At 63.9% G+C, this 21069-nt stretch carries 20 protein-coding genes, 2 tRNA genes and 1 pseudogene; 13 read left to right on the forward strand and 10 right to left on the reverse strand.

Annotated features, from left to right (window positions below):
• Positions 1–73: 73 nt before the first annotated feature.
• Both IEX78_RS20570 and IEX78_RS24410 read right to left on the reverse strand, forming a co-directional pair.
• Entirely contained in the window at positions 74–730 is a 657-nt protein-coding gene (locus tag IEX78_RS20570) for a DUF3800 domain-containing protein (protein WP_188830648.1), read from the reverse strand.
• A gap of 109 nt (positions 731–839) precedes the next feature.
• Positions 840–1238: pseudogene (locus IEX78_RS24410) on the reverse strand (hypothetical protein); the annotation flags it as partial.
• Between the two features lie 677 nt (positions 1239–1915).
• On the opposite strand from IEX78_RS24410, the gene IEX78_RS20580 reads away from it, so the two are divergent.
• The 3 genes from IEX78_RS20580 to IEX78_RS20590 are packed head-to-tail and all read left to right on the forward strand — an operon-like array spanning position 1916 to position 4468.
• Entirely contained in the window at positions 1916–2650 is a 735-nt protein-coding gene (locus tag IEX78_RS20580; RefSeq protein ID WP_188830649.1) for an ABC transporter permease, read from the forward strand.
• The gene (locus IEX78_RS20585; RefSeq protein WP_188830650.1) at positions 2643–3479 is read left to right on the forward strand and encodes an ABC transporter permease; all 837 of its coding nucleotides are present in this window, start codon (positions 2643–2645) and stop codon (positions 3477–3479) included. Before IEX78_RS20580 ends, IEX78_RS20585 begins: the two co-directional genes overlap by 8 nt.
• Positions 3479–4468: an ABC transporter ATP-binding protein gene (locus IEX78_RS20590; protein WP_229684151.1), complete on the forward strand. Its 990-nt coding sequence runs from the start codon at positions 3479–3481 to the stop codon at positions 4466–4468. Before IEX78_RS20585 ends, IEX78_RS20590 begins: the two co-directional genes overlap by 1 nt.
• Position 4469: 1 nt before the next feature.
• Here the strand turns inward: IEX78_RS20590 and IEX78_RS20595 are convergent, their stop codons facing one another.
• Positions 4470–4781, reverse strand: a complete 312-nt coding sequence (locus tag IEX78_RS20595) for a hypothetical protein (RefSeq protein ID WP_188830651.1) — start codon at positions 4779–4781, stop codon at positions 4470–4472.
• 195 nt (positions 4782–4976) lie between these two features.
• Here IEX78_RS20595 and IEX78_RS20600 point away from each other — a divergent pair, with 195 nt between their 5' ends.
• Positions 4977–5456, forward strand: a complete 480-nt coding sequence (locus IEX78_RS20600) for a DUF4254 domain-containing protein (RefSeq protein WP_188830652.1) — start codon at positions 4977–4979, stop codon at positions 5454–5456.
• 1 nt (position 5457) lies between these two features.
• Here the strand turns inward: IEX78_RS20600 and IEX78_RS24415 are convergent, their stop codons facing one another.
• The 3 genes from IEX78_RS24415 to IEX78_RS20615 are packed head-to-tail and all read right to left on the reverse strand — an operon-like array spanning position 5458 to position 8093.
• Entirely contained in the window at positions 5458–5796 is a 339-nt protein-coding gene (locus IEX78_RS24415) for a hypothetical protein (RefSeq protein ID WP_229684155.1), read from the reverse strand.
• Positions 5797–6945, reverse strand: coding sequence for a fatty acid desaturase family protein (locus IEX78_RS20610; protein ID WP_188830653.1), 1149 nt, complete (start codon positions 6943–6945; stop codon positions 5797–5799).
• Between the two features lie 56 nt (positions 6946–7001).
• Complete coding sequence (locus IEX78_RS20615; RefSeq protein WP_188830654.1) at positions 7002–8093, reverse strand: ferredoxin reductase; 1092 nt, start codon at positions 8091–8093, stop codon at positions 7002–7004.
• Between the two features lie 134 nt (positions 8094–8227).
• Here IEX78_RS20615 and IEX78_RS20620 point away from each other — a divergent pair, with 134 nt between their 5' ends.
• Positions 8228–8881, forward strand: a complete 654-nt coding sequence (locus IEX78_RS20620) for a TetR family transcriptional regulator (protein ID WP_188830655.1) — start codon at positions 8228–8230, stop codon at positions 8879–8881.
• 91 nt (positions 8882–8972) lie between these two features.
• On the opposite strand, the gene IEX78_RS20625 is transcribed toward IEX78_RS20620, so the two are convergent.
• On the reverse strand, positions 8973–10292 hold the full coding sequence (locus IEX78_RS20625) for an MFS transporter (RefSeq protein ID WP_188830656.1): 1320 nt from the start codon (positions 10290–10292) through the stop codon (positions 8973–8975).
• Positions 10293–10408: 116 nt separating this feature from the next.
• On the opposite strand from IEX78_RS20625, the gene IEX78_RS20630 reads away from it, so the two are divergent.
• The gene (locus tag IEX78_RS20630) at positions 10409–10963 is read left to right on the forward strand and encodes a PadR family transcriptional regulator (protein ID WP_188830657.1); all 555 of its coding nucleotides are present in this window, start codon (positions 10409–10411) and stop codon (positions 10961–10963) included.
• Complete coding sequence (locus IEX78_RS20635; protein ID WP_188830658.1) at positions 10960–12990, forward strand: NADPH-dependent 2,4-dienoyl-CoA reductase; 2031 nt, start codon at positions 10960–10962, stop codon at positions 12988–12990. Before IEX78_RS20630 ends, IEX78_RS20635 begins: the two co-directional genes overlap by 4 nt.
• A gap of 269 nt (positions 12991–13259) precedes the next feature.
• Here IEX78_RS20635 and IEX78_RS20640 read toward each other — a convergent pair whose 3' ends face one another.
• The gene (locus IEX78_RS20640) at positions 13260–14081 is read right to left on the reverse strand and encodes a phosphotransferase (RefSeq protein WP_188830659.1); all 822 of its coding nucleotides are present in this window, start codon (positions 14079–14081) and stop codon (positions 13260–13262) included.
• A 735-nt stretch (positions 14082–14816) separates the two neighbouring features.
• On the reverse strand, positions 14817–16151 hold the full coding sequence (locus tag IEX78_RS20645) for a purine-cytosine permease family protein (RefSeq protein WP_188830660.1): 1335 nt from the start codon (positions 16149–16151) through the stop codon (positions 14817–14819).
• Positions 16152–16208: 57 nt separating this feature from the next.
• Between IEX78_RS20645 and cmrA the strand changes: the two genes are divergently transcribed.
• The 4 genes from cmrA to IEX78_RS20665 all read left to right on the forward strand — a co-directional run bounded on the left by cmrA (position 16209) and on the right by IEX78_RS20665 (position 18231).
• Positions 16209–17012 (forward strand): mycolate reductase, encoded by an 804-nt coding sequence (gene cmrA, locus IEX78_RS20650; protein ID WP_188830661.1) that lies wholly within the window; start codon positions 16209–16211, stop codon positions 17010–17012.
• 16 nt (positions 17013–17028) lie between these two features.
• Positions 17029–17670, forward strand: coding sequence for an oligoribonuclease (gene orn, locus IEX78_RS20655; protein WP_188830662.1), 642 nt, complete (start codon positions 17029–17031; stop codon positions 17668–17670).
• 53 nt (positions 17671–17723) lie between these two features.
• Positions 17724–17796: transfer RNA gene (locus tag IEX78_RS20660), tRNA-His, on the forward strand.
• A 153-nt stretch (positions 17797–17949) separates the two neighbouring features.
• Positions 17950–18231: a hypothetical protein gene (locus IEX78_RS20665; protein WP_188830663.1), complete on the forward strand. Its 282-nt coding sequence runs from the start codon at positions 17950–17952 to the stop codon at positions 18229–18231.
• 2 nt (positions 18232–18233) lie between these two features.
• Here IEX78_RS20665 and IEX78_RS20670 read toward each other — a convergent pair whose 3' ends face one another.
• A complete protein-coding gene (locus tag IEX78_RS20670) occupies positions 18234–19445 on the reverse strand; it encodes a L,D-transpeptidase (RefSeq protein WP_188830664.1) in 1212 nt (403 codons plus the stop codon).
• A 274-nt stretch (positions 19446–19719) separates the two neighbouring features.
• On the opposite strand from IEX78_RS20670, the gene IEX78_RS20675 reads away from it, so the two are divergent.
• Positions 19720–19792 (forward strand) — tRNA-Lys (locus tag IEX78_RS20675).
• Between the two features lie 377 nt (positions 19793–20169).
• Positions 20170–21015, forward strand: a complete 846-nt coding sequence (locus tag IEX78_RS20680; protein ID WP_188830665.1) for a hypothetical protein — start codon at positions 20170–20172, stop codon at positions 21013–21015.
• The last annotated feature ends 54 nt before the right edge of the window (positions 21016–21069 follow it).

Raw genomic sequence — 21069 nt, forward strand, 5'->3', positions numbered from 1 at the left:
TCGGGGGCCGTAGAGCTATCTAAGGGCGCCACTTCCGGCACGAGTCGAGATTCGGTTTGGCCGCATTAAACAGCTAACGGGCGGCTTTCTGCGCTTTCGGGTGCGCCGTCTTTTCCTCTAAGTGTCTGCGCAGCACGTAGGTCACCACGTCGGCAGCCTGCACGCCCAGCGAAGAAGACGAATCTACATAGGTCAGCGGCTGTTCGATCATCGCCAGCCGCGTTGGCCGGTAGCCAGGTGTCGGGCGCCGGACATAGCCAGCGATCGCCGCGGTCGCCTCGCCATGCTCGTCCAAAATGTCTGCGGTGACCTTGGTCGTCATTCCAGCGGTCTCGCAGTGCTCGTTCACTCGCTCAAGCAGATGCCGAAGGCTCACGCGGTACGGGGTGTCGGGATACCGGTACAGCGCGTTTAGGCGAGCGACATCAACGCCCTGCAGGTGGATACGCCCGCCCGCGTTGACCACCGCATGAATAATCGACCGACATATCCAGACTCCCTCGTGGGGACGACCCAGCAATGGCTTCCACTCGTTTTGCCCCTGCATGATCCGATGCGCGTGAAATTCCAAGCTATCTACGTCGCCAAGTTCTGGAAACTTGAGGGCCGCCGCCTTCTTCAAGTCCATTAGCGAATTCTCAAGTGTCCGAACCTGATCAGCGGTAAAAACGATGCCGCCAACGTAGTAGTGATCCTTGCCGTACGACTCATCAATGAACGTGTGCAGCAACTCGACATCTTCCTGAGGCGGAGAACGATCGCAGACAGCAAGCTTATGCGCTGCTGTCAGCGAACTCCGAATCAGACTGATGCCGATCAGCTATGCACCCATCGGCCGATTAGTTCCCATCTCCCGCACCATTATTCGGGTTCGTGCAGATCGTGCCCTCGCACGGGACCTGACTGCCGTCGCCATTCGGGTTCGGCATCATCGACGGTGGCGTCGACGGGCCCGCCCCGTGGTTCGGGTTCGTGCAAATCGTGCCCTCACACGGGACCTGACTGCCGTCGCCGTTCGGGTTCGGCATCATCGACGGGGGCGTTGACGGGCCTGCCCCGTGGTTCGGGTTGGTACAGATCGTGCCCTCACACGGCACCCATGTTCCGTCGCCGTTCGGGTTTTGGATCGCGTTCGGGCCAACGTAGGAGCCAGCTGGGCAGCCTGGGTCCTGGTTCTTCGCGCAGTACTCGGGCGAAAGGTTGTTGCCTGTCGAACCGTCGGCACCCGTCGGACCGCCGCCGGGAGCGGAGGTGTGGTGGCCACCGTGTGCCGTCGTTGTCACCGCCGAAGACGTTGTTGACGTTGCGGATGTCGTTGAGGTCGTCGGACTCTTCGACGAGTCATCCGAACATCCACCAAGAACAAGAATCGCAGCCGCGAAAACCGCGGGAATCAGCATTGAACGCTTCAACGTAGCCCATCCTTCGAACGAAGTTACCGACCACTCACCCACCGACCCTAACGCCGCGACAGGGCAATCCTCGGTAACCGCAGCAGGCAAAACCCGCCTTGATGGGCCCCTCGGACTGATCGGTCGCAGCAACCGGTAATCTGTCCAACCATGTGGACAATCCTTGCCGTTTCCGTGGTCAGCTCCGTGATCATTGCGATCCTGTTCGCCACCGGTTTCCCCAAGGACTAACCAGGACTTACACGGCCTTATCAAGCACACCGCAAGTCGGCGTGTCGAGAGCGACGCACCCAACTTAGGTGCCGTTTTCGCCCGAATCGCCGAAGCGTTTCGGTGTCGGTGACTAGAGTTGGCTGATTGTGCGCGGCAATGCGGAGGGGGACGGACGGCTTGCCGTCGCGCGATGCCCCGCGCCACATCGCCGAGCTAAACGCAGCCACCTCTGGGTCTATTGGCAACTCGCCCGCGCCGGGTTCAAACGGCAAGCTCAGTACAAGCTGGCCATGTTCGCTGGCCTGTTCACCAATTGCGTTTTCGGGTTCGTTCGTGCCGCGGTGATGGTCGCCGCGGTGCGCAGCGCGGGCGGCAATTTCGGTGGCTACGACGAAGGCACCATCGGCGCCTACGTCTGGTTGTCCCAAGGATTGCTTGGCGCTACCCAGTTCATGGGCCCACCGATCGACCTGGTCGACCGCATCAAATCCGGCGACGTCGCGATCGACTTCCTGCGCCCGGTGGACGTGCAACTCGGTTACCTAGCCTCCGACATGGGCCGCGCGGCGTGCGCGTTTCTGCCACGTGGTATCCCCAGCGTGTTAGTTGGCGCGGCCACCTTCGGGCTCGCGATGCCAACGTCACCGTTGTCGTACGTGCTCGGCCTGATCAGTGTGCTGCTCGCGGTCGCGCTGTCGTTCCTGTGCCTGTTCGCCGTTGCGCTGCTTGGCTTTTGGGTCGTCGAGATCCGTGGGTTCCGCGTGCTTTACCAAATCGTTGGAACTTTCCTCGCCGGTCTGTTCGTCCCCGTGCACATGTTCCCGAACTGGCTCGCGACCATCGCGCACGCGACTCCGTTCCCCTCGATTCTTCAAGCGCCGATCGATACGCTTTCTGGGCGCATCTCCGGCGGCGAAGCGGTGACAACCGTTGCGGCGCAAGCTTTTTGGGTCATCGCGATTGCGTTGCTCGGCCGCGTTATGCTGCGGGCCGGACGTCGCAGGTTGGAGATACAGGGTGGTTGAACCAGACTCCGGAGGACGCATCCTCGCCGGGACCTGGTTCACCCCCTACTCCGCAGTATTGCGTTCGCGTGTGAAAGCCCAACAGGTCTACCGACTTTCCTTCGCGACCGAGGTGTTCAGCGCTTTCCTCATCGGGCTAGTCGAGTTCGCCGAGGTGTGGGTGATCTTCCACAACGTCAAAACGCTTGGCGGACTGAACACCAACGGCGCGCTGCTGCTTTTCGGCCTGTCGAACACCTCGTTCGCGCTCGCGCAAGTGATTGTTGGTCACCTCGATTCGCTGCCGGGCATGATCCGCATGGGCACCCTCGACGCGTATCACCTACGCCCACAACCACTTCTGTTGCAACTCGTCACTTCGGATATCTCACTGCGCAGACTCGCACGCGCCGCGGTAGCGGTGATCGTGCTGGTAGTTGGGTTGTGTCGCAACCCCATCGACTGGGGCATCGCGCCAGTTATCCTGATCGTGATCACCTTGGTGAGTGGAATCGCCCTGTTCTGTGGCCTTTTCGTGTGTGCGGCAGGCCTACAGTTCTTCTTAATCGACGGCGCCGAGCTCACCAACAGTTTCACCTATGGCGGCTCGTTTGCCGCGATGCAGCCCGCGTCGGTGTTCCCGACCCCGCTGAAGCTGCTTTTCGGGTTCGCGATCCCGGTCGCGTTCACCGCCTACGTGCCAACGATCGCGCTGCTCGGCCTGCCGGGTCCACCACTGTTGCCCGCGTGGTCGGCCTGGTTGACGCCGGTCGCCGCCGCATGGGTGTGGCTGCTCGCTGCCGCCGCATGGCGCGTCGGAACACGGCATTATCAGGGAGGAGGGGGCTAGTGATCAACAACGAGCACACCACACCGGCGGTCGACATCGTCGATCTGACCCGCGCGTTCACGGTCTATCGCAAGAACGGGAGTCGGTGGCGCAGGCATCGCGACTCCATCACCGCGGTCGATCGGATGAGTTTTCGGATTGAACGCGGTGCGGCGGTTGGCTATATCGGCGCGAACGGCGCTGGCAAGTCGACGACGATCAAAATGCTCACCGGCATCCTTGTCCCCACCTCGGGCAGCGTCCGCACGTGCGGGCTCGAACCGGTGCGACAGCGCCGCGAGTTGGCGTCGCGCATCGGCGTTGTCTTCGGCCAGCGTTCGCAACTGTGGTGGGATCTGCCCTTGCGCGAATCGTTTTCGATCCTCGCGGCAATTCATCGACTCGACCCCGACGTCGCCGATAAACGCACACACGAGCTGGTCGAACAGTTGGAAATGGCCGACACCCTCGACACCCCGGTTCGCCAGCTTTCCCTCGGCCAGCGGATGCGCGCGGAAGTCGCCGCGGCCCTGCTGCATTCGCCTGAGCTGGTGATTCTCGATGAACCAACCATCGGGCTCGACGTGCTATCCAAACAGCGACTACGCGAATTTCTCCGTGCCGAACGCATCGATCGTGGCACCACGTTGCTGCTCACCACCCATGACATGGGCGACATCGAACGACTATGTGAGCGCGTACTTGTCGTCGATCACGGCACCCTCGTCTACGACGGCTCGCTCACCGGTCTCGGCGCGACCGTCGGCGCACGCCGCGTACTCGTCGTCGATCTGGCCGCCCCAACGCCGGACCTCAACGATCTTGGCGACGCGCAACTGCTGTCCAGCGAGGCTGGCGGCATGCGGCAGCGCCTAGCTTTCGACGCCGAAAAGACAACGGCGGCAGAACTTTTGGCGATGGTGAGCGACCGCGCGAAGGTGCGCGACCTGTCGATCGAAGAACCGGGCATCGAAGACGTCGTGCGGCGCATCTACGAATCAGCGCGCTAGCTCAGTCGTGATTGCCCGCGTACATGCTCACATCGCCGTTCTCGCCGAGGAACGCGCTGACCAACAGGATGCCTTTAGCGCGTAGCTCCGCCTCGTCGGGAGCCGCGGTGGTGATCGAAATCTGGGGAATGGCAGCCCAATTCACGACGTAGCGCTGCGGCGGACCGTCGTCGTCGGAAAGCCGTGCGAGGCGAAACACCGAAACCGCTTTGCGTTCCATGAGCGTGCGCACCACATCGGCGATCCGCTCGGGATCCTCAAGCGCGAAAAGGAATCCGAACGTCAACTCAGGTGACGACACGTAAGCGGGCATGGTGGCAGGTTAGCCGAGAGTGATGCTTGGGTGACCCATCCGTAATCGCGGCATAACGATTTCCCTCCGACCAGCGGATTTATACACCTTACTATTGCTCGCTCGGCAGTAACGCGCTTACCTGGAACTACCCGGTGCGCAAAACCCGGGTCGTCTTCTCCCGCAACGTCGCGGCTTTTCGTCAAGGGGCAAAGCATGTCGATTGAGCACGAGCATTACACGACCACAGTGCAACTGCCCCCGCCCGCGGATTTACTACGCGCGTTCGTCGGGCAAGAGCACGCCGACTCGTGGCCGCACGCGGTGTTGACCGCCGCCGCCCATCTCGCCGACGCGCACCGTCGACGCGAACTCGCCACCGCAACGCAGCGAGCCGAGATCGACGCCGAACGCGACACATACATCGCGAGGATCAACGCCTGGGTCGCCGCGCACGTCGCGCACCGCACCGGCGCTTCGCTGCACACCGAATCCCTCGGCGCGGTAATCGACCGACTCGCCGCGAAATGGGTTGCCGCACAAGGCGCTTTGCGCACCGAGCAAAACGAAACGGCACCACGGCAGTGGGCTGATCGAACCCATCTGCTGTGGTGCCGTTTGGCCGAGCTGACTGACGGTTACCGCGATTTAGTCACTGATGTGACCGAGCATCGGCGGCGGCTGCCAGTCTGGTGAATCACTTAATCTGGTCCGGCTTTTCGGCAACGATCACGTCGTCGACGGTGAGGACGTCTTCGTCTGCCTTAGCCGTTTCGGCGACGTCGATGTCGCCTTCGGGATCGTCGTCGACGAATTCCGAATACTGAACCGATGAGCGTTCCTGCTCGGCGGCATCGCGCCGAGCGGCGACCGCCGCCTCCCGCATCTCGATGACATCGGTGACGAATTCACCGATTTCGCGCGTGACATCGGCGACAACCTGGGTGATCAGCGTGGCGATAGCACCGACACGCTTCGCACCCGAGGTCGTCAATTCCTGAACCAGATCTTTGTTGCTTTCGAATTTGCCGACCATTTACACGCTCACTTCGGTTGCCTTCCGATTACGCATGACGATAACACCGGGCTTCGGTGCCCTCTTGACGAAACGATCCGGCACCGAGAGCACGAAGATCTTCGCCCAGACCGAACCGATCTGCTTGGAGAAACGACCGGTGTTGTACGGCAGGCCGTACTTGTCGGCAAGTGCCTTGACCTGCGGGGCGATCTCCGGGTAGCGGTTGGCCGGAATATCGGGGAACAGGTGGTGTTCGATCTGGTGCGACAGGTTGCCCGACATGATGTGGAACAGCTTGCTGCCCTTGATGTTTGCCGAACCCAGCATCTGGCGCACATACCACTCACCGCGCGTCTCGACCTCGCACTCTTCGGCGGTGAACGTCTGTACACCAGCGGGGAAGTGCCCGCAGAAGATGATCGAGTAGGTCCAGATGTTGCGGACCAGGTTGGCAGCGGCGTTGCCAGCGAGGGTGTGGAAGAACAGCGGACCGGTGAGCAGCGGGTAGGCCACGTAATCCTTGACGACCTGCTTGCCCGCCTTGCGCGCCTGGCCCTTGAGCAGCGGCTTCAGGTCGGCCCACTTGCGCTTGCCCTTGACGATGTTGTCGGCTTCGAGGTCGTGGACCATGACGCCCCACTCGAAGAACACCATCAGCAGGAACGCGTAGAGCGGGTTGCCCAGGTAGTACGGGTGCCACTTCTGGCCCTCGTCGATACGCAGGATGCCGTAGCCGATGTCGCGGTCCATGTCGTGGACGTTGGTGTAGGTGTGGTGCATGAAGTTGTGGCTGTGCTTCCACTGGTCGGCCGGGCACACGGTGTCCCAGTCGAATTCGCGGGAGTTCACGCCGCGCTCACGCATCCAGTCGTACTGGCCGTGCATGACGTTGTGGCCGATTTCCATGTTGTCGAGGATCTTCGAAACCCCAAGCGCGCCAACGGCAGCCAGCCAGAACGGGGGAAGGAAGCCGAGGTACATGAGGCCACGGCCAGCGACCTCGAAGCCACGCTGGGCCTTGATGACCTTGTAGATGTAGTCGCGGTCGCGCTCGCCGAGGTCTTCGACAACGCTGGCGCGGATGGCGTCGAGCTCGCGGCCGAGCTCTTCGACCTGCTCGGGCGTGAGGATGACCGGGCCGTCTTTGCCTTCAGTCAGGATCGTCATAATTTTCTCCCCTTGTGTGTTTGAGCGAAAGTTGGTTGAGGACTTAGGAATTAGGGTCAGATCGCGATGTCGACATCGCCGACCGGCGCGTTGACGCAGATCTGGATCTGCTTGTCGGGCTCGGCGTCGAGCTCACCAGTGCGCACGTTACGCGTGCACCCTGACAACTTTGTCGCGGTGCAGGAGAAGCAAATCCCCATCCGGCAGCCGTATTCGGGGGTCAGGCCAGCGGCTTCGGCCTGCTCGAGGATGGTCGCGCCAGTGTTGTCGGCGGTGACGCCACTGCCCGAGTAGGTGACCTCGCCGGTCGCTTCGCTGGGATCGGTTGGCACCGTGGTGAGGGTGAACTCTTCGGAGTGCACTCGGTCGCCGTGGCCTTCGGCTTCGAAGATGGCCTTGACCGCGCGCATCATCGGGCCCGGGCCACACACGAAGGTCTGTGCGTCGGCGAACCAGGGTGCGACCTGGTCGAGTTCGGCGCGATCGAAGAAGCCACTGCCCTTGGACGGCTCACCGTTGACGATGGTGCCCGGCTCGACCGGGTAGCGGTATTCGACCCGGAAGTTGGGGCGGCGGTTGGCGATCGCGGTGAGCTCGGCGCGATGCGGGACGGCGGCGAAGTCGCGAGCGTAGTGCAAGAACGTGACGTCGCCTGCGAAACCCTCAGCGTCGAGGGTGCGCAACATCGACAGTACCGGAGTGATGCCGCTGCCGCCGCTGATCAACAGCACGCGGGCCGGACGCGGGGACGGCAGCTCGAAAACGCCTGCGGCAGGAGCCAAGTCGACGACCAGGCCCGGCTTCGCGTTGTCGTGCAGGTAGTTCGAGACCAGGCCGCCCGGGTGCGCCTTGACGGTGAGCTGCAAGAAGCGGTCGCCCTTGGTCTCCGGGTCGATCGGCGAGTAGCAGCGCGTGTGGCGCACACCGTTGATCGAGACACCGATCTGCACGTACTGGCCAGCGCGATGTCCGCGCCACTGCCGCGACGCGCGAAGCGTGAGGGTGACCGAGCCGGGCGTCGCATGCGAGACGTGGGTGACCTCGGCACGCAACTCACGCGCGGTGAGCGCGGGGTTGACGAGCTCGAGGTACCGGTCCAACGGGTGCGGCGTCGTCAGCGTCTGCACCAAGTCGAGCAGTCCCACCATGTCTGTTACCCCTAGTCATTGTCGGCGTGCGAACTTTCAGTGCACGTCTGTACACTCACCAGTGTGCCGGATGCACCCACTACCCTGTCAACCGGCAAAAATGTGAGGCGGACTACATGACTAGAGCTGAAGCTATGGTGGACGGATGTATGCTCAGCGTTGTGACTGAGCAGGGCGGACAGACGGCTTCGCGCAACGAACGCAAAGCTCAGACGCGTGCCGCATTGTTAGATGGCACATTGACCCTCGCGAGCGAGCGCGGTTTCGCGGCCCTGAGTTTGCGGGAAATCGCCAGGTCAGCGGGGATTGTGCCAACCGCGTTCTATCGCCACTTCGCCTCTATCGAGGACCTTGGCGCAACCCTGGTTGACGAGGGCGTCACCGCGTTGCGTCTCGCCTTGCGTGGTGTTCGCCGCAAGCCCGACGCCACCGTCGACGACACCGTCCGGTTCGTCTTTGACCAGGTCAGGGGCAAACGGGCCATCTTCGGCTTCCTCATTCGCGAACGCAATGGCGGCAGCGCGGCACTGCGCACCGCGATCGCGAGCGAGATGCAGCTCATCGTGCGCGAGATCGTCGCCGACCTTTCGCGCATCCCCGCGCTCGACTCATGGAGTCCGCAGCAGCTCGAAGTGGCCGCTGACCTGCTCGTGAGCACCGTCACCGAGGGTATAGGCACCTTCGTCGACGCGAGTCCGCGTGAAGAAAGCGCCGTCATCGCCCGCACGGTGATGCAGATGCGGTTGATCGCGCTTGGCATCGGCGTCTGGTCGCCCGACCACCGCTAAACCGCCTCTTACGCTGGCCTTTTCAGATCAGCGAACAGGTGTACACACAAATGATCTTGCCAATCGACTGTGAGCCATCACACGTGTGCACTCATTCCACGGGGTCTTTCGGCGCACGAACCGGCAGCAGCGCGGCGAGGCCAAGGGCAAGCACGATAACGAGTCCGGCGATGCCAGCGCGGTCACTGTGGAACGCCCAGACGAACAGGCCGAACATCGCTGGTGCGAGGAACGACACAGCGCGACCGGTCGTCGTATAGAGCCCGAACAGCTGGCCTTCGCGTCCCGGCGGTGCCATGCGCGCCACATACGAGCGCGCCGACGCCTGGGCAGGCCCGACGAACACCGTGAGCGCGAGGCCGAAAATCCAGAACATCAGCGTGCCGGAGAGGAACAGCAACACAATCCCGCACGCGATCATGCCGACGAGCGAGCCGACGATGACCCGTTTGGGGCCGAGGCGGTCGTCGTAGCGACCGGCGAGGATCGCGGCGATGCCAGCGACGACGTTGGCCGCGATGCCGAACAGCAGCACGTCGGCGTCGGCGAAGCCGAACACCTGCACCGCGAGCACCGCGCCGAAGGTGAAAACGCCAGCGAGCCCGTCGCGGAAGACCGCGCTCGCGAGCAAAAACCACACAACGTGCCGGTCGGCCGCCCACAATTCGCGCACATCGCCCCACAGGACGCGATAGGAGCTGAGCAAACTCACCCGCGCCTTGGCCTTGACCGGCGGCATTTCCGGCACGACGAACAGCACGGGCAGCGCGAATACCGTGAACCACACCGCGGCGAGCACGACGACGAGGCGCACGTTGAGGCCCTGGTCGGTTGGCATCTGGAGTAGGCCGCGCGTGTCGCCGTCGCCAGCGAGGAACCCGACGTAGCAGATGAGCAGCAGCACGATGCCACCGAAATAGCCCATCGCCCAACCGAATCCGGAGACTCGGCCCACCGTTGCTGGCGTGGAAACCTGCCGCAGCATCGCGTTATAGGGGACGCCAGCGAGTTCGAACGTCGCCGAGGCGAACGCGAGGAGCACGAGGCCCAACCACAGGTCGTGGTAGTCGTCGTGGACGAAGAACATCAACGCCATCGCGCCGACGGTGAGGCCGGTAAGCGTCGCGAGTGCGCGCTTGCGTGAGCCGACCGCGTCGAAATACTGGCCCGACACCGGCGCTGTAAGCGCGACGACGACACCTGCCGCCGCGAGCGCCCAGCCAAGCCACGCGCTCGCCGAAATCCCGCCGGGCAGGTCTTTGCCGACCTTGTCAGTGAGATAGACCGAGAAGACAAACGTGAGCGTGACGGCTTGAAATGCCGACGAACCCCAGTCCCACAGTCCCCATGCCACTACCGGGCCGCGCCCAGCCGCCTCGCCGACGGTGTCGGACGCGTTCACCACGCTCATGGGCGAAGCGTAATCGCGCTAGCACGGTCCGGCAGTCCACACCGGCGTTTCGGCACGCCGTCAAGCCATATGAACCTGGTTGCATAGTACCGGCCGTTGCGGATACTCTGACGAGCATGGCACTTGAGCACGCGCTCCTCGTTTCGCTCAGCGAACGCGCCGGCACGGGCTACGAGCTGGCCCGCCGGTTCGACAAGTCGATCGGCTACTTCTGGAGCGCGACGCATCAGCAGATCTATCGGGTACTCAAGCGTATGGAGGATTGCGGCTGGGTGACCGTGGAATCGGTCGATCAGCAGGGCAAACCCGACAAGAAGGTGTACTCGGTCGCCACTGGTGGCGAGGCCGAATTGCGCAGGTGGATCGCCGAACCGTCGGTGTCAACGCCCCTGCGCGATGAACTCAGCGTCAAGATTCGCGGTGCCGCCTTTGGCGATGTCGACGCGCTGTGCGCCGAGATCGCCCGTCATCGCGACCAGCATGCCGCTCGCCTCGACGAGTATCGCGCGAGCGAAAAGAAATTCTTTCCCGCGCCGGATCAGCTCTCCGGCACCGCCCTGCATCAATATCTGGTTTTGCGCGGCGGAATTCGCACCGAAGCCAGTTATCTCGATTGGTGCGACGAAGTACTAGCAACACTGCGACCGAGAAAAGGTGATGTGTCATCATGACCGCCTATCCCCACTTATCCTCACCACTCGACCTCGGTCGCACCACCCTGCGCAATCGCGTGGTGATGGGATCAATGCACACCGGTCTCGAAGACCGCGCGTGGGACACCAACAAACTCGCCGCCTATTTCGCCGAACGGGCGCGCGGCGGCGTTGGCCTCATCATTACCGGCGGTTACGCGCCGAGTCGCACGGGATGGCTCGCGCCGTTCGGCGGCAAACTCACCACCAAAACCGAGGCATATCGGCACCGGGTGATCACCAAGGCCGTGCATGCCGAAGGCGGCAAGATCGCCATTCAGATCCTGCACGCTGGCCGGTATTCGTACACACCGTTTAGCGTATCGGCGTCGGCGGTGAAGTCGGCGATCAACCCGTTCAAGCCAAAGGCGTTGTCGGGCAAGGGTGTTGAGCGCACCATCGACGACTACGTCAACACCGCCAAGCTCGCCGAGTTCGCAGGCTACGACGGCTGCGAGATCATGGCCGGTGAAGGGTATTTCCTCAACCAGTTCCTCGCGCCGCGCGTGAACAAGCGCACCGATGAATGGGGTGGCACCCCGGCGAATCGTCGTCGCCTGCCGGTGGAAATCGTGCGTCGCATTCGCGCGGCGGTTGGCCCGGAATTCGTGATCGTCTTCCGGTTGTCGATGGCCGAATTGGTCGAAAAGGGCCAGACGTTCGAAGAAATCATCGCGCTGGCAAAGGAATTGGAGGAAGTCGGCGTCGATATCATCAACACCGATATCGGCTGGCATGAGGCGCGTGTGCCGACGATTGTCACGTCGGTGCCGCGCGCGGCGTTCGTCGAATTCACCGCGAAAATCGCGCGTGCGGTTGACGTGCCGGTGTGCGCGTCGAACCGCATCAATATGCCCGAGGTTGCCGAGGAAATCCTCACGCGCGGCGACGCGGCGCTTGTCTCGCTCGCGCGTCCGCTGCTCGCCGATCCCGAGTGGGCCAACAAGGCTTTCGAGAATCGCGCCGACGAAATCAACACCTGCATCGCGTGTAACCAGGCTTGCCTCGACCACGCGTTCGGCAACAAGAAGGTGTCGTGCCTGGTCAACCCGCGTGCGGGTAGCGAGACCACGTTGCGGTTGCTGCCGACGCGTCGAGCCAAGCGCGTCGCCGTCGTCGGGGCCGGCCCGGCTGGGCTGTCGGCTGCGGTGAATCTCGCCGAGCGCGGCCACACCGTCGACCTTTTCGAAGCCGACGACCGCATTGGCGGCCAGTTCGACATCGCCCGTCGCATTCCCGGCAAAGAAGAATTCGACGAGTCGATCCGCTACTTCCAGCGCAAGATCGAATTGACCGGCGTGAACCTTGAATTGGGTCGCCGCGTCACCGCGACGGAACTGCTTGACGGCGGCTACGACTCGGTCATCCTCGCGACCGGCGTTCGGCCCCGCATCCCCAACATCCCCGGCATCGACCACCCGATGGTGCTGTCGTATGCCGAACTGGTGAAGCAGTCCAGGCCGGTTGGTAAGAAGGTCGCGGTGATCGGCGCTGGCGGCATTGGGTACGACGTCAGCGAGTACCTCGTCACCGAGGGCCACCCCACCTTGAAGCTCGACGAGTGGAAAGAGGAGTGGGGCGTCGACGCCGACGACGAGCAGGTCCAGGGCCAGCTCAAGCGCCCGAACCCGGCGCCCGCCGCGCGCGATGTTGTTCTGCTGCAACGGAAGTCGACGCCGTTCGGCAAGGATCTTGGCAAGACTTCCGGTTGGGTCCATCGCGCCGCGCTGAAGGCGAAGGGTGTTGAACAGGTCGGCGGCGTCAACTACGAGCGCATCGACGACGCTGGTCTGCACATCAGCTTCGGCGAAAACCGCGAAAACCCGCGCGTGCTTGAAGTCGACAACGTGATCGTGTGCGCCGGTCAGGAGAGCGTGCGCGAGTTGGAAGAGCCGTTGCGCGCGGCCGGAATCGACCTGCACCTCATTGGCGGCGCGGACGTCGCGGCCGAACTCGACGCCAAGCGCGCGATCGACCAGGGCACGCGCCTAGCTGCCCGCCTGTAAGACCCGGTCGCCCGCCGCGATGGGCGACCGCCGCCGCCCCGCCGACCCTCGTTTCGCATCCGGGGATCGTCGGGGCGGCACTTCCTTGCGCGCCGAGCGGCATTTCCTTGCGCACCGAGCAGCATTCGCTTGCGCGCCGGGCAGCACTTCCTCGCGTGCCGGGCAGCACTTCCTTGCGCGCGCCGGGCGGCACTTCTTTGCGCCCCGAATGGGCTGCGCCACCCGCGATGACCGGTGAGGATCCGGGTGAGCCCGGTGGAGTCGCGCCGTTAAGTCCCCAGCGCCCTGCGAACCCGCGCGACAAACGCCGCGCCCTCCCCGCTCGCCCACCAGCGCAAATGGCCGCCGAGCCAGTCGTGGTACGCCTCTTCGGCGCGCTCGTCGTCGGCGACGCTGAGGAAGTAGTCGATTTCCGACAGTTCGTACCCGACATGCACGAGCGGCAGTAGTTCGACCACCAGGCGCTTGTCCGTTGCCGACAACGCGCGCACCGATTGGTAGCCATCGAGCAGCGCGGTTAGCTGGTCGGTTCGCGCGTTCGCCGGGCCCCCGTCGCGCAGCGCGACCCAGTCGATCATCGTTCGCTCAATGGCGGTCGCGATATCGAACGCGGCGGTTGTGCGGTCGGCCAGCCCGAAGTCGAGCACCCCCGTCACCTCGTGCCCGGTCCAGAGCAGATTCGTCGGATGCCAGTCGCCATGCGTCCAAAGTGGTTGCGCGCCATCAAGGTTCGCCGTTGCTTGCGGGATCTCCGCGCGCCAGTCGCGACCGACGAGCATCCGCGCGACCGCGGGCCGCTCCGCGATCGCCGCCTCAACGGCCGCGTGCACGTCGGACCACATGCTCGCGATGAGGGGGCGCGGCTGTCGCGTTGGCGCATCGAATCCCTGTGCGGCGCGATGCAACCGAGCGAGCGCGACCCCGGAGCCTTGCGCGTCGTCGACGTCGCGATAGGGCGACCAGGAGAAGTCGGCCCGATACCGATCCTGGCCTTCCCCAACCCGCTGAACTTCGTACGCGTACGCGCCGTGTACGCGCCCACGTTCGAGGGCCGTCTCGCCAGGGTCGTCGCAGCTCACGGGCTCAGCCACTGCTCCAAAGTCGTCGCTTCGCACAGCACTGTCACGCTGCGCAGCACCGTCACCTCGCACAGCGCTGTCGCGTTGCAAAGCACTGTCACGCCGCGCCAGGCCGTCTGAATCCGAGCGTCCGCGCGGGACATCGCCAAACGCGGTCGCACGCATCTCCGGCACTAGAACACCCTGAGCGCGAAGGTGATTCGCGAATCGGTGCTCTTCCCCCAATGCAGCCAGGTCACGCACCCGCGCTGGCAACCGCTTCACGATCAGCGGCCCCACATCCGAACTGACCTGCACCGTCGTGGAAAGCGGTCGCGCACTTCGCCATTCGATCGCATCGACCTTCCCACCCCACGTCTCAGCAACCGCTCGTGACGCCTCATCCAGCGTCAACGCATCGCCCAACCCCGGGCTACTCACACCGAACCCCGCGCCGTGAGCATGTGCCCCAGCTCAGCGCCGCCGCGTCCAGCGGGCCAACCGTGCGCCCGCTCCCGCCGCCCGACGTGTCCACCTGCGCCGGGCGATAACCGCATGCAACGCACCGGTGCGCCAAGCGACCGCGGCTGTCGTCTCCGAGCCGTGAGCACGTGACCCACCTCAGCGCCGCATCCAGGGCCGCCGGCGGACCAGCCGCGCCCGCTCACGCCACCGCCCGACGTGTCCATCCGCGCCGGGCGACAACCGCATGCAGCGCACCGGTCCGCCAAGCGCCTGCGGCTGTCGCCTCCGACGGCGCGTACCACCTCAACTCCGCCGGTCAATAACCACAATCACGCCCGTCGCCAACCCAGCTACCACAAACGAAAGCAGCGACGCCGACGTCCACCAGCTCGGGTGGAAACCGATGCGGTCCTGCACCGAAACCCACCAGTTCGCCCACCACGTCACCGAACCCGGGTTGCACAGCTGGTAAACGATGAACCCAATTGCCCACGGCAACAACATGATTGGGCGCGCGGGGGACGACGGCGACAGGTCCCACTTCCGTCGACCACGCCCGAAGAAGAAGTCAACAACCAGCACCGCCGTCAACGGAATGAACACTGACCCAATCAAATACAGGAAATTCGCATACCAACTGAAGTCCGTGACATTGATCGCGAATACGGTCGCGATCACGCCAACGATCCCCGCGAGCACGCGTCGATCAACACGCGGGAACAGGTTTTGAATCGACATCGCCGTGGAATACACATTGGCGAAGGACTGGTCCGTTTCCCGCAGCACAAGTACCGCGAAGAACACCCACCCTGCCGCAATGCCGAGGAAGGTGTCGAAGAGCCGGTCAGGATCGCCACCCACATGCAGCAGGGCGATGATGCCGAGCAGGTAGCACCACGTTTGCGCCACCGAATACCCAACGAGCATGCCGCTAGTCGCCGCGCGCGTCGATCGCGAATGACGCGTGTAGTCGGCAGCCAGCGGCACGAACGACACCGCGACCGCCAACGCGGTGTCAACGGCGGGGAAGAATCCGGCCCATGACGTGTCAGCTACCTCGGGCAGCGGTTGGCGCACCAGCTGAATAGTGAAGTAAGTCATCGCGATAAACACCGCGACGGTCACGTATTTGCGCAAAATCCCAACAACGTGGATCGGCCAAATCGCCATCACCGTGCTCACCACGCCCGCCGCGATCACCACGATCGCGTGCGGAATCCGGTCGTGGGTCAGCGCGGCGACACCGGCCGCTATCACTGTCAGCTCGAAAACGCCCCACCCGACGCACTGCACAATGTTGGCCACGGTCGGCAACGTCGACAGTTTCGTGCCGAACAGTCCACGGAAGTTCGCCATCGCGGGAGCGCCAGTTCGCGCGCCAACCGCGCCCGCCGCCGCGACCATCGAGGTACCGATCACCGTGCCAACCACGGTCGCGATAATTGCGGCGACCAGCGGCAATTGCGCGTAGCCAGCCGGTTTCAGCACGTAAATCGCGCCGGTGAACCCGATGAGACTGATGCCGAGGTTGGTCCAGAAGGCGGCCTGATCAGCGAAGCCAAAGGTGCGCGCGGGCTCAGTCGACAGCCGAAGCGGTGCTTCGGGCTCGGTCTTGCGGCGCGGGGATTCTGTAGTCATAGCGGCTCTTATGCTATTGCCGAAACCGGCATTCGGGGCGTCACCTAAGCTCACCGCGTGAGCTTGCCCTCCCCCACCGCAGATAATCGTGCCGTCGTCACTGGCGCTTCCTCCGGCATCGGCATGGCCTTGGCCGCCGAACTCGCCGGGCGTGGCTATTCGCTGATCCTCGTCGCGCGACGTGGTGAAGTGCTCGCCGAACTCGCCCAGCGCCTCACGCTGGCCCACGGCATCACCGCCGAAGTCCGCGCGGTCGACCTCGCCGACCGCGAACAGCGCGCCAGCCTCGTCGACGAACTCGCCGTCCGCGACATCGCGATCCTGTGCAACAACGCGGGCATCGCGACGTTCGGCCCGGTCGCCGAACTCGACTTCGCCTACGAACGCATGCAGATGGAACTCAACGCCACCGCCGTCCACGACCTCACCCTGGCCGTGCTGCCCGGCATGCTTGAGCGCAAAGCGGGCGGCATCCTGATCAGCGGTTCGGCCGCGGGCAACATGCCGATTCCGAACAACGCCACCTACGCCGCGTCGAAAGCGTTCGCCAACACCTTCAGTGAGTCGCTGCGCGGCGAGCTCAAGGGGTCAGGCGTGAACGTCACGCTGCTCGCGCCCGGCCCGGTTCGCACCGAGATTCCAGCACCCGAAGAGGAGTCGATCGTCGACAAGATGGTTCCCGACTTCCTGTGGGTTTCGTCGGAATACACCGCGAAGGTGTCCATCGACGCGCTCGCCCGCAACAAGATGCGCATCGTCCCCGGCCTGATCAGCAAGGGCATGAGCGTTGCTGGCAACTACGGGCCGCGTTCGTTCACCGCGCCGATCGCCGGTGCGTTTTACAAGAAGTTGGGCGGCTGAGTTTAGGGTGACTCAAATGTCGGACAACCAACTTCTGGTCTGGATGGACTGCGAGATGACGGGGCTGCGGCTCGACAGCGACAAGCTGATCGAGGTCGCCGCGCTCGTCACCGACTCCGACCTCAACATCCTCGGCGACGGCGTCGACATCGTGATCCACGCCGACGACGCCGCGCTGGCCTGCATGCCGCCCGTTGTCGCGGAGATGCACGCGAAGTCGGGGCTCACCGAGGAAGTGCGCAACTCGACGGTCACGCTCGAAGAGGCGCAGCAGCAGGTGCTCGACTACATCCGTGAGTACGCGCCGAACGCCCGCACCACGCCGCTGTGTGGCAACTCCATCGCAACCGACCGTGGGTTCATCGCCCGCGACATGCCTGAGCTCGACGCGCACCTGCACTACCGGATGGTCGACGTTTCCTCGATCAAGGAACTGTCGCGGCGCTGGTTCCCGCGCATCTATTTCGGTCAGCCGGAGAAGGGCCTCGCCCACCGCGCGCTCGCCGACATCAAGGAATCCATCCGCGAACTTGAGTACTACCGTCGCACCCTTTTCGTGCCGCCACCCGGCCCGTCGAGCGCCGACATCGCGTCCGTCGCCGACGCCGTTATCGAAGCGGTTGATGTGTCAGGATCAGCCCCGCGACCAGCGGATTAGGGTCTCACGGCGAAAGACGATAGTATTTAGCGCGCCGGTGCGAACCGGCAATGGTGACTGTAGTTCAGTTGGTAGAGCACCAGGTTGTGATCCTGGCTGTCGCGGGTTCGAGTCCCGTCAGTCACCCCGAAGCGAAAGCCCGGTCCATCTCGGACCGGGCTTTCGTCGTTTTCCCCTCTTGGTCGAATGACCATGACAGCCCCACCGCGTGCGACTACACTCCCCCGGTGCGCCCTACTGTGGCGTAGCTCTCTTACCAGTTACCGAAAGTTCGCCTTGATGAAGCGCTGTTCCCTCGCCGCCGCGGCGTTCGCTGCCGCTGTTGTCCTCGCCCCCGCCGCAACGGCCGCTACCCCCGAGTCACCGGTGTCTCCGGCGACACCCAGCAGTGGGTCCGGCAATGTCGGGTCGACCAGCGGTCTGGAAACTACTGGCTCGTCGACCACCGACGTCTCCGCGTTCGCCCGGCTCGGTGTGCTGCTCTTCGGCGGGCCGACCACCTGCACGGCGGTCGGCAGCGCCTTGGCGATCATGGGCGACGCGATGATGGACTGCAAGTAGCCCTAGCTCTGGTCGGCGTTGCCAGCCTTCCACTCCGCCCACGGAACGTTCCAGTCACCGAGCCCGTCGACGCCGGACAACGTGCCGCCAACCGTGTTCTTGATGATGGTGATGTCGCCGCGCTTGGCGTTCTCATACACCCACTGCGCGTTAGCGGGGCTCAGGTTCAAGCAGCCGTGGCTGGCATTCGAATAGCCCTGCTGGCCAATCGACCAGGGCGCGGAGTGGAAGAAAATGCCGCTGTAGGAGATGCGCGTCGCGAAATCGACCGGCGTGCGGTAACCATCCGACGAGCCAACCGGCACACCGTAGGTCGACGAGTCCATGATGATGTGCTCGAACCGGTCGCTGACGATGTAGATGCCGTTGTCGGTTGGCGTGGAATCCTTGCCCATCGACGTCGGCATCGTCTTGATCACCTGCCCGTTGCGCTCGACAACAACCTCGTGCGTGTTGTCATCGGCGGTGAAGACAACCGCGTCGCCGATGACGAAGTTGGATGCGATGTTGTCCTGGCCAAACAGGCCGCGCCCCAAGTCTTTTCCGTAGACGTTCACATCCACGGTGACCTTGGTGCCCGGGTTCCAGAACTTCTCCGGCCGCCACCGCACCTCGCGATTGTTGACCCAGTAGAACGCGCCTTCGACGGCAGGCTCAGTCTTGATCGTGATCGCTTCTTGCGCGGCCTTGCGGTCGGGGATGTTCTCGTCGAACTGAATCGCGACCGGCTGACCGATACCAACGACCTCACCCTCAGCGGGCAGCAGGTACGGCTTGGTCTGCGAATGCGGCGAGCTGGTTGTGAAGCTGAGCATGGTGGTATTCGAGCCGCCAAGACCCATCGCGGTGGCGGCGAGGCGATAGGTTTTGCCGTAACCGAGCACCTCGGTGGTGGCCCATGATGAGCCATCCGGGGCAAGCTGACCCGCGACGGGCGCGCCTTCAGGGCTCAGCAACGAAACCTGCGTGAACTTGCCGTCCTCGACACCAAACGACATCGGCATCGCGGGCGAAACCCCAAGCTGCCCATCCTTAATACCGGAAACCAGCTTGGGCTTGATGAGCTCGGTGACGGGGTTGCGGTCGATCGCCGCCTCCACCCCCGGGCTCTCCGCCGACGTGCACGCCGTCGCGCCAATCGCGAACGCCGCGAGCAGCGCCATCGGCCCGATCATTGCCTTCAGCGACCGCGGTCGCCCACCATTGCCACGCATGTCAACCCCACTTTCTTGCCGACGCGAATTACCCGGGTTCCCCCCACGAACAGGGCGGTCAAGGTTCGTCGTCGGGCCAATTCTGCCAGCAGCCACCGACACTGACTTGACGAAGCGCGCCCGTTGACTGGGTCAATTCACAATCGTTAGATACCTGCCGAACCCGTCGGCGTTAACATCTCACACGCGCTTGCGTCTGCGCAGGTCAGGCCCCGATTTCACTTTTGCCAAACCCACCTGCTAATGTTTATCCCGCACCGCAGCCCTGCGGCATGCGCCATTAGCTCAATTGGCAGAGCAGCTGACTCTTAATCAGCGGGTTCGGGGTTCAAGTCCCTGATGGCGCACAACAAGAAGGCTCCTGACCAGGTTATTCCGGTCAGGAGCCTTCTTCGTTTTAGTGGGACTACGCGTCGGTACTCCCATCATCGTCGCTGCGCTCGCGGTGGCGAGGCCATGACTTGGGCGCGGCCAGGATGCCGATTACGAGCGACCGCGGGCGTCGGCTCTGACCGGGTCGCGACGGCGGCTGCGGTGCTCAACCAAATCGGTAGTGCGACAAACGATCTCGGAAGATCGAGCGCATTCCGTGCCCCTGTGCCACGCCCGACCATCGCCACACGCCTTATCAATCCCCCGGTTATCAATCCCCCGGTTAACAGCGCGGGCGATAGCCACGATGTATTGGTCAGTCGGGATATCGCTTCGTCCCTAGGGGTTGGTCATGCGCAAGATTCGATACGTTGGCGTTGCCGCAGTGCTCTGTGCGCTAGTCGCGGGGTGTGATGGGGAAACGTCGAGCGGCGGCGTGACCGCGTTGCCTCCCACCACCTCGCAGACTGCCGCGCCAGGAGTCTCGGTCGTCACCGAACCGCCGGGGACAACGGCCAACCCGGGAGGTCCAGCCAACCCCGAAACCTCGGGCACCGTCGCGCCGAGTACCGCACCGAAGCCGCCCGAGCCGTCGACGACAACCACGTCGCCCGTGGTTGTCCCGCCCGGTCCCGCGACCAACGTGGTTTCGCTTGTCGCCGTTGACAATTCAGGTAAAGCGATCAACGGTTTCTCGATCGTTCAGCCCGACCCCATTGGCGATATCGACTGCAAATATGTGGCAGGAAGTCGCTCGGCAACCACTGCGGGTGTCGTTGAATGCGGCGCGTCGGCGCAAGCGGCGAACGTCTGCTGGATCGCCCCCGACAAGGCGTCGCTCCTCTGCGCCGACGATCCCTGGCAGCGCGGCGTCCGGCGGTGGACGGTCCAAGCCCCGCCCGTGGCGGCGGCCGCGCAGTCGGCGAATCCCGAACCGTGGGCGCTTGAACTCGCCGACGGTCGGCACTGCCGCATTCGCGTTGGCGGCGCATGGGGTGGTCGCAGCGACGGACTCGTCGGCGCGTACTCCTGCGACGGGCACGATGTCGTGTTGCAGATGCCCGATGCGGCGACCGCGATGAACAAGTCGAACCCGGCGTGGACCGTCCAGGTTGGCGAGCTCGGCGCGGGCGCACCCGACCTGCCCGCCCCGAAAACAATCCAGGTGCGGACCGCTTATTTCGCCGCCGCGAGCTGACGGTCTAACGCGATGGGCGTGTCGCAGTCGAGACCGTTGGCATAATCGTGCACG

This window comes from Nocardia camponoti (assembly GCF_014646135.1).
GTDB lineage: Bacteria > Actinomycetota > Actinomycetes > Mycobacteriales > Mycobacteriaceae > Nocardia > Nocardia camponoti.

Coding starts and splice junctions, on each gene's coding strand:
- IEX78_RS20635 (WP_188830658.1), top strand. CDS start 10,960: ATGACCGCCTATCCCCACTTATCCTCACCACTCGACCTCGGTCGCACC.
- orn (WP_188830662.1), top strand. CDS start 17,029: ATGTCGGACAACCAACTTCTGGTCTGGATGGACTGCGAGATGACGGGG.
- IEX78_RS20630 (WP_188830657.1), top strand. CDS start 10,409: ATGGCACTTGAGCACGCGCTCCTCGTTTCGCTCAGCGAACGCGCCGGC.
- IEX78_RS20610 (WP_188830653.1), bottom strand. CDS start 6,945: ATGACGATCCTGACTGAAGGCAAAGACGGCCCGGTCATCCTCACGCCC.
- IEX78_RS20595 (WP_188830651.1), bottom strand. CDS start 4,781: ATGCCCGCTTACGTGTCGTCACCTGAGTTGACGTTCGGATTCCTTTTC.
- IEX78_RS20680 (WP_188830665.1), top strand. CDS start 20,170: ATGCGCAAGATTCGATACGTTGGCGTTGCCGCAGTGCTCTGTGCGCTA.
- IEX78_RS20615 (WP_188830654.1), bottom strand. CDS start 8,093: ATGGTGGGACTGCTCGACTTGGTGCAGACGCTGACGACGCCGCACCCG.
- IEX78_RS20600 (WP_188830652.1), top strand. CDS start 4,977: ATGTCGATTGAGCACGAGCATTACACGACCACAGTGCAACTGCCCCCG.
- IEX78_RS20665 (WP_188830663.1), top strand. CDS start 17,950: ATGAAGCGCTGTTCCCTCGCCGCCGCGGCGTTCGCTGCCGCTGTTGTC.
- IEX78_RS20620 (WP_188830655.1), top strand. CDS start 8,228: ATGGTGGACGGATGTATGCTCAGCGTTGTGACTGAGCAGGGCGGACAG.
- IEX78_RS20625 (WP_188830656.1), bottom strand. CDS start 10,292: ATGAGCGTGGTGAACGCGTCCGACACCGTCGGCGAGGCGGCTGGGCGC.
- IEX78_RS20645 (WP_188830660.1), bottom strand. CDS start 16,151: ATGACTACAGAATCCCCGCGCCGCAAGACCGAGCCCGAAGCACCGCTT.
- IEX78_RS20580 (WP_188830649.1), top strand. CDS start 1,916: ATGTTCGCTGGCCTGTTCACCAATTGCGTTTTCGGGTTCGTTCGTGCC.
- IEX78_RS24415 (WP_229684155.1), bottom strand. CDS start 5,796: ATGGTCGGCAAATTCGAAAGCAACAAAGATCTGGTTCAGGAATTGACG.
- IEX78_RS20670 (WP_188830664.1), bottom strand. CDS start 19,445: ATGCGTGGCAATGGTGGGCGACCGCGGTCGCTGAAGGCAATGATCGGG.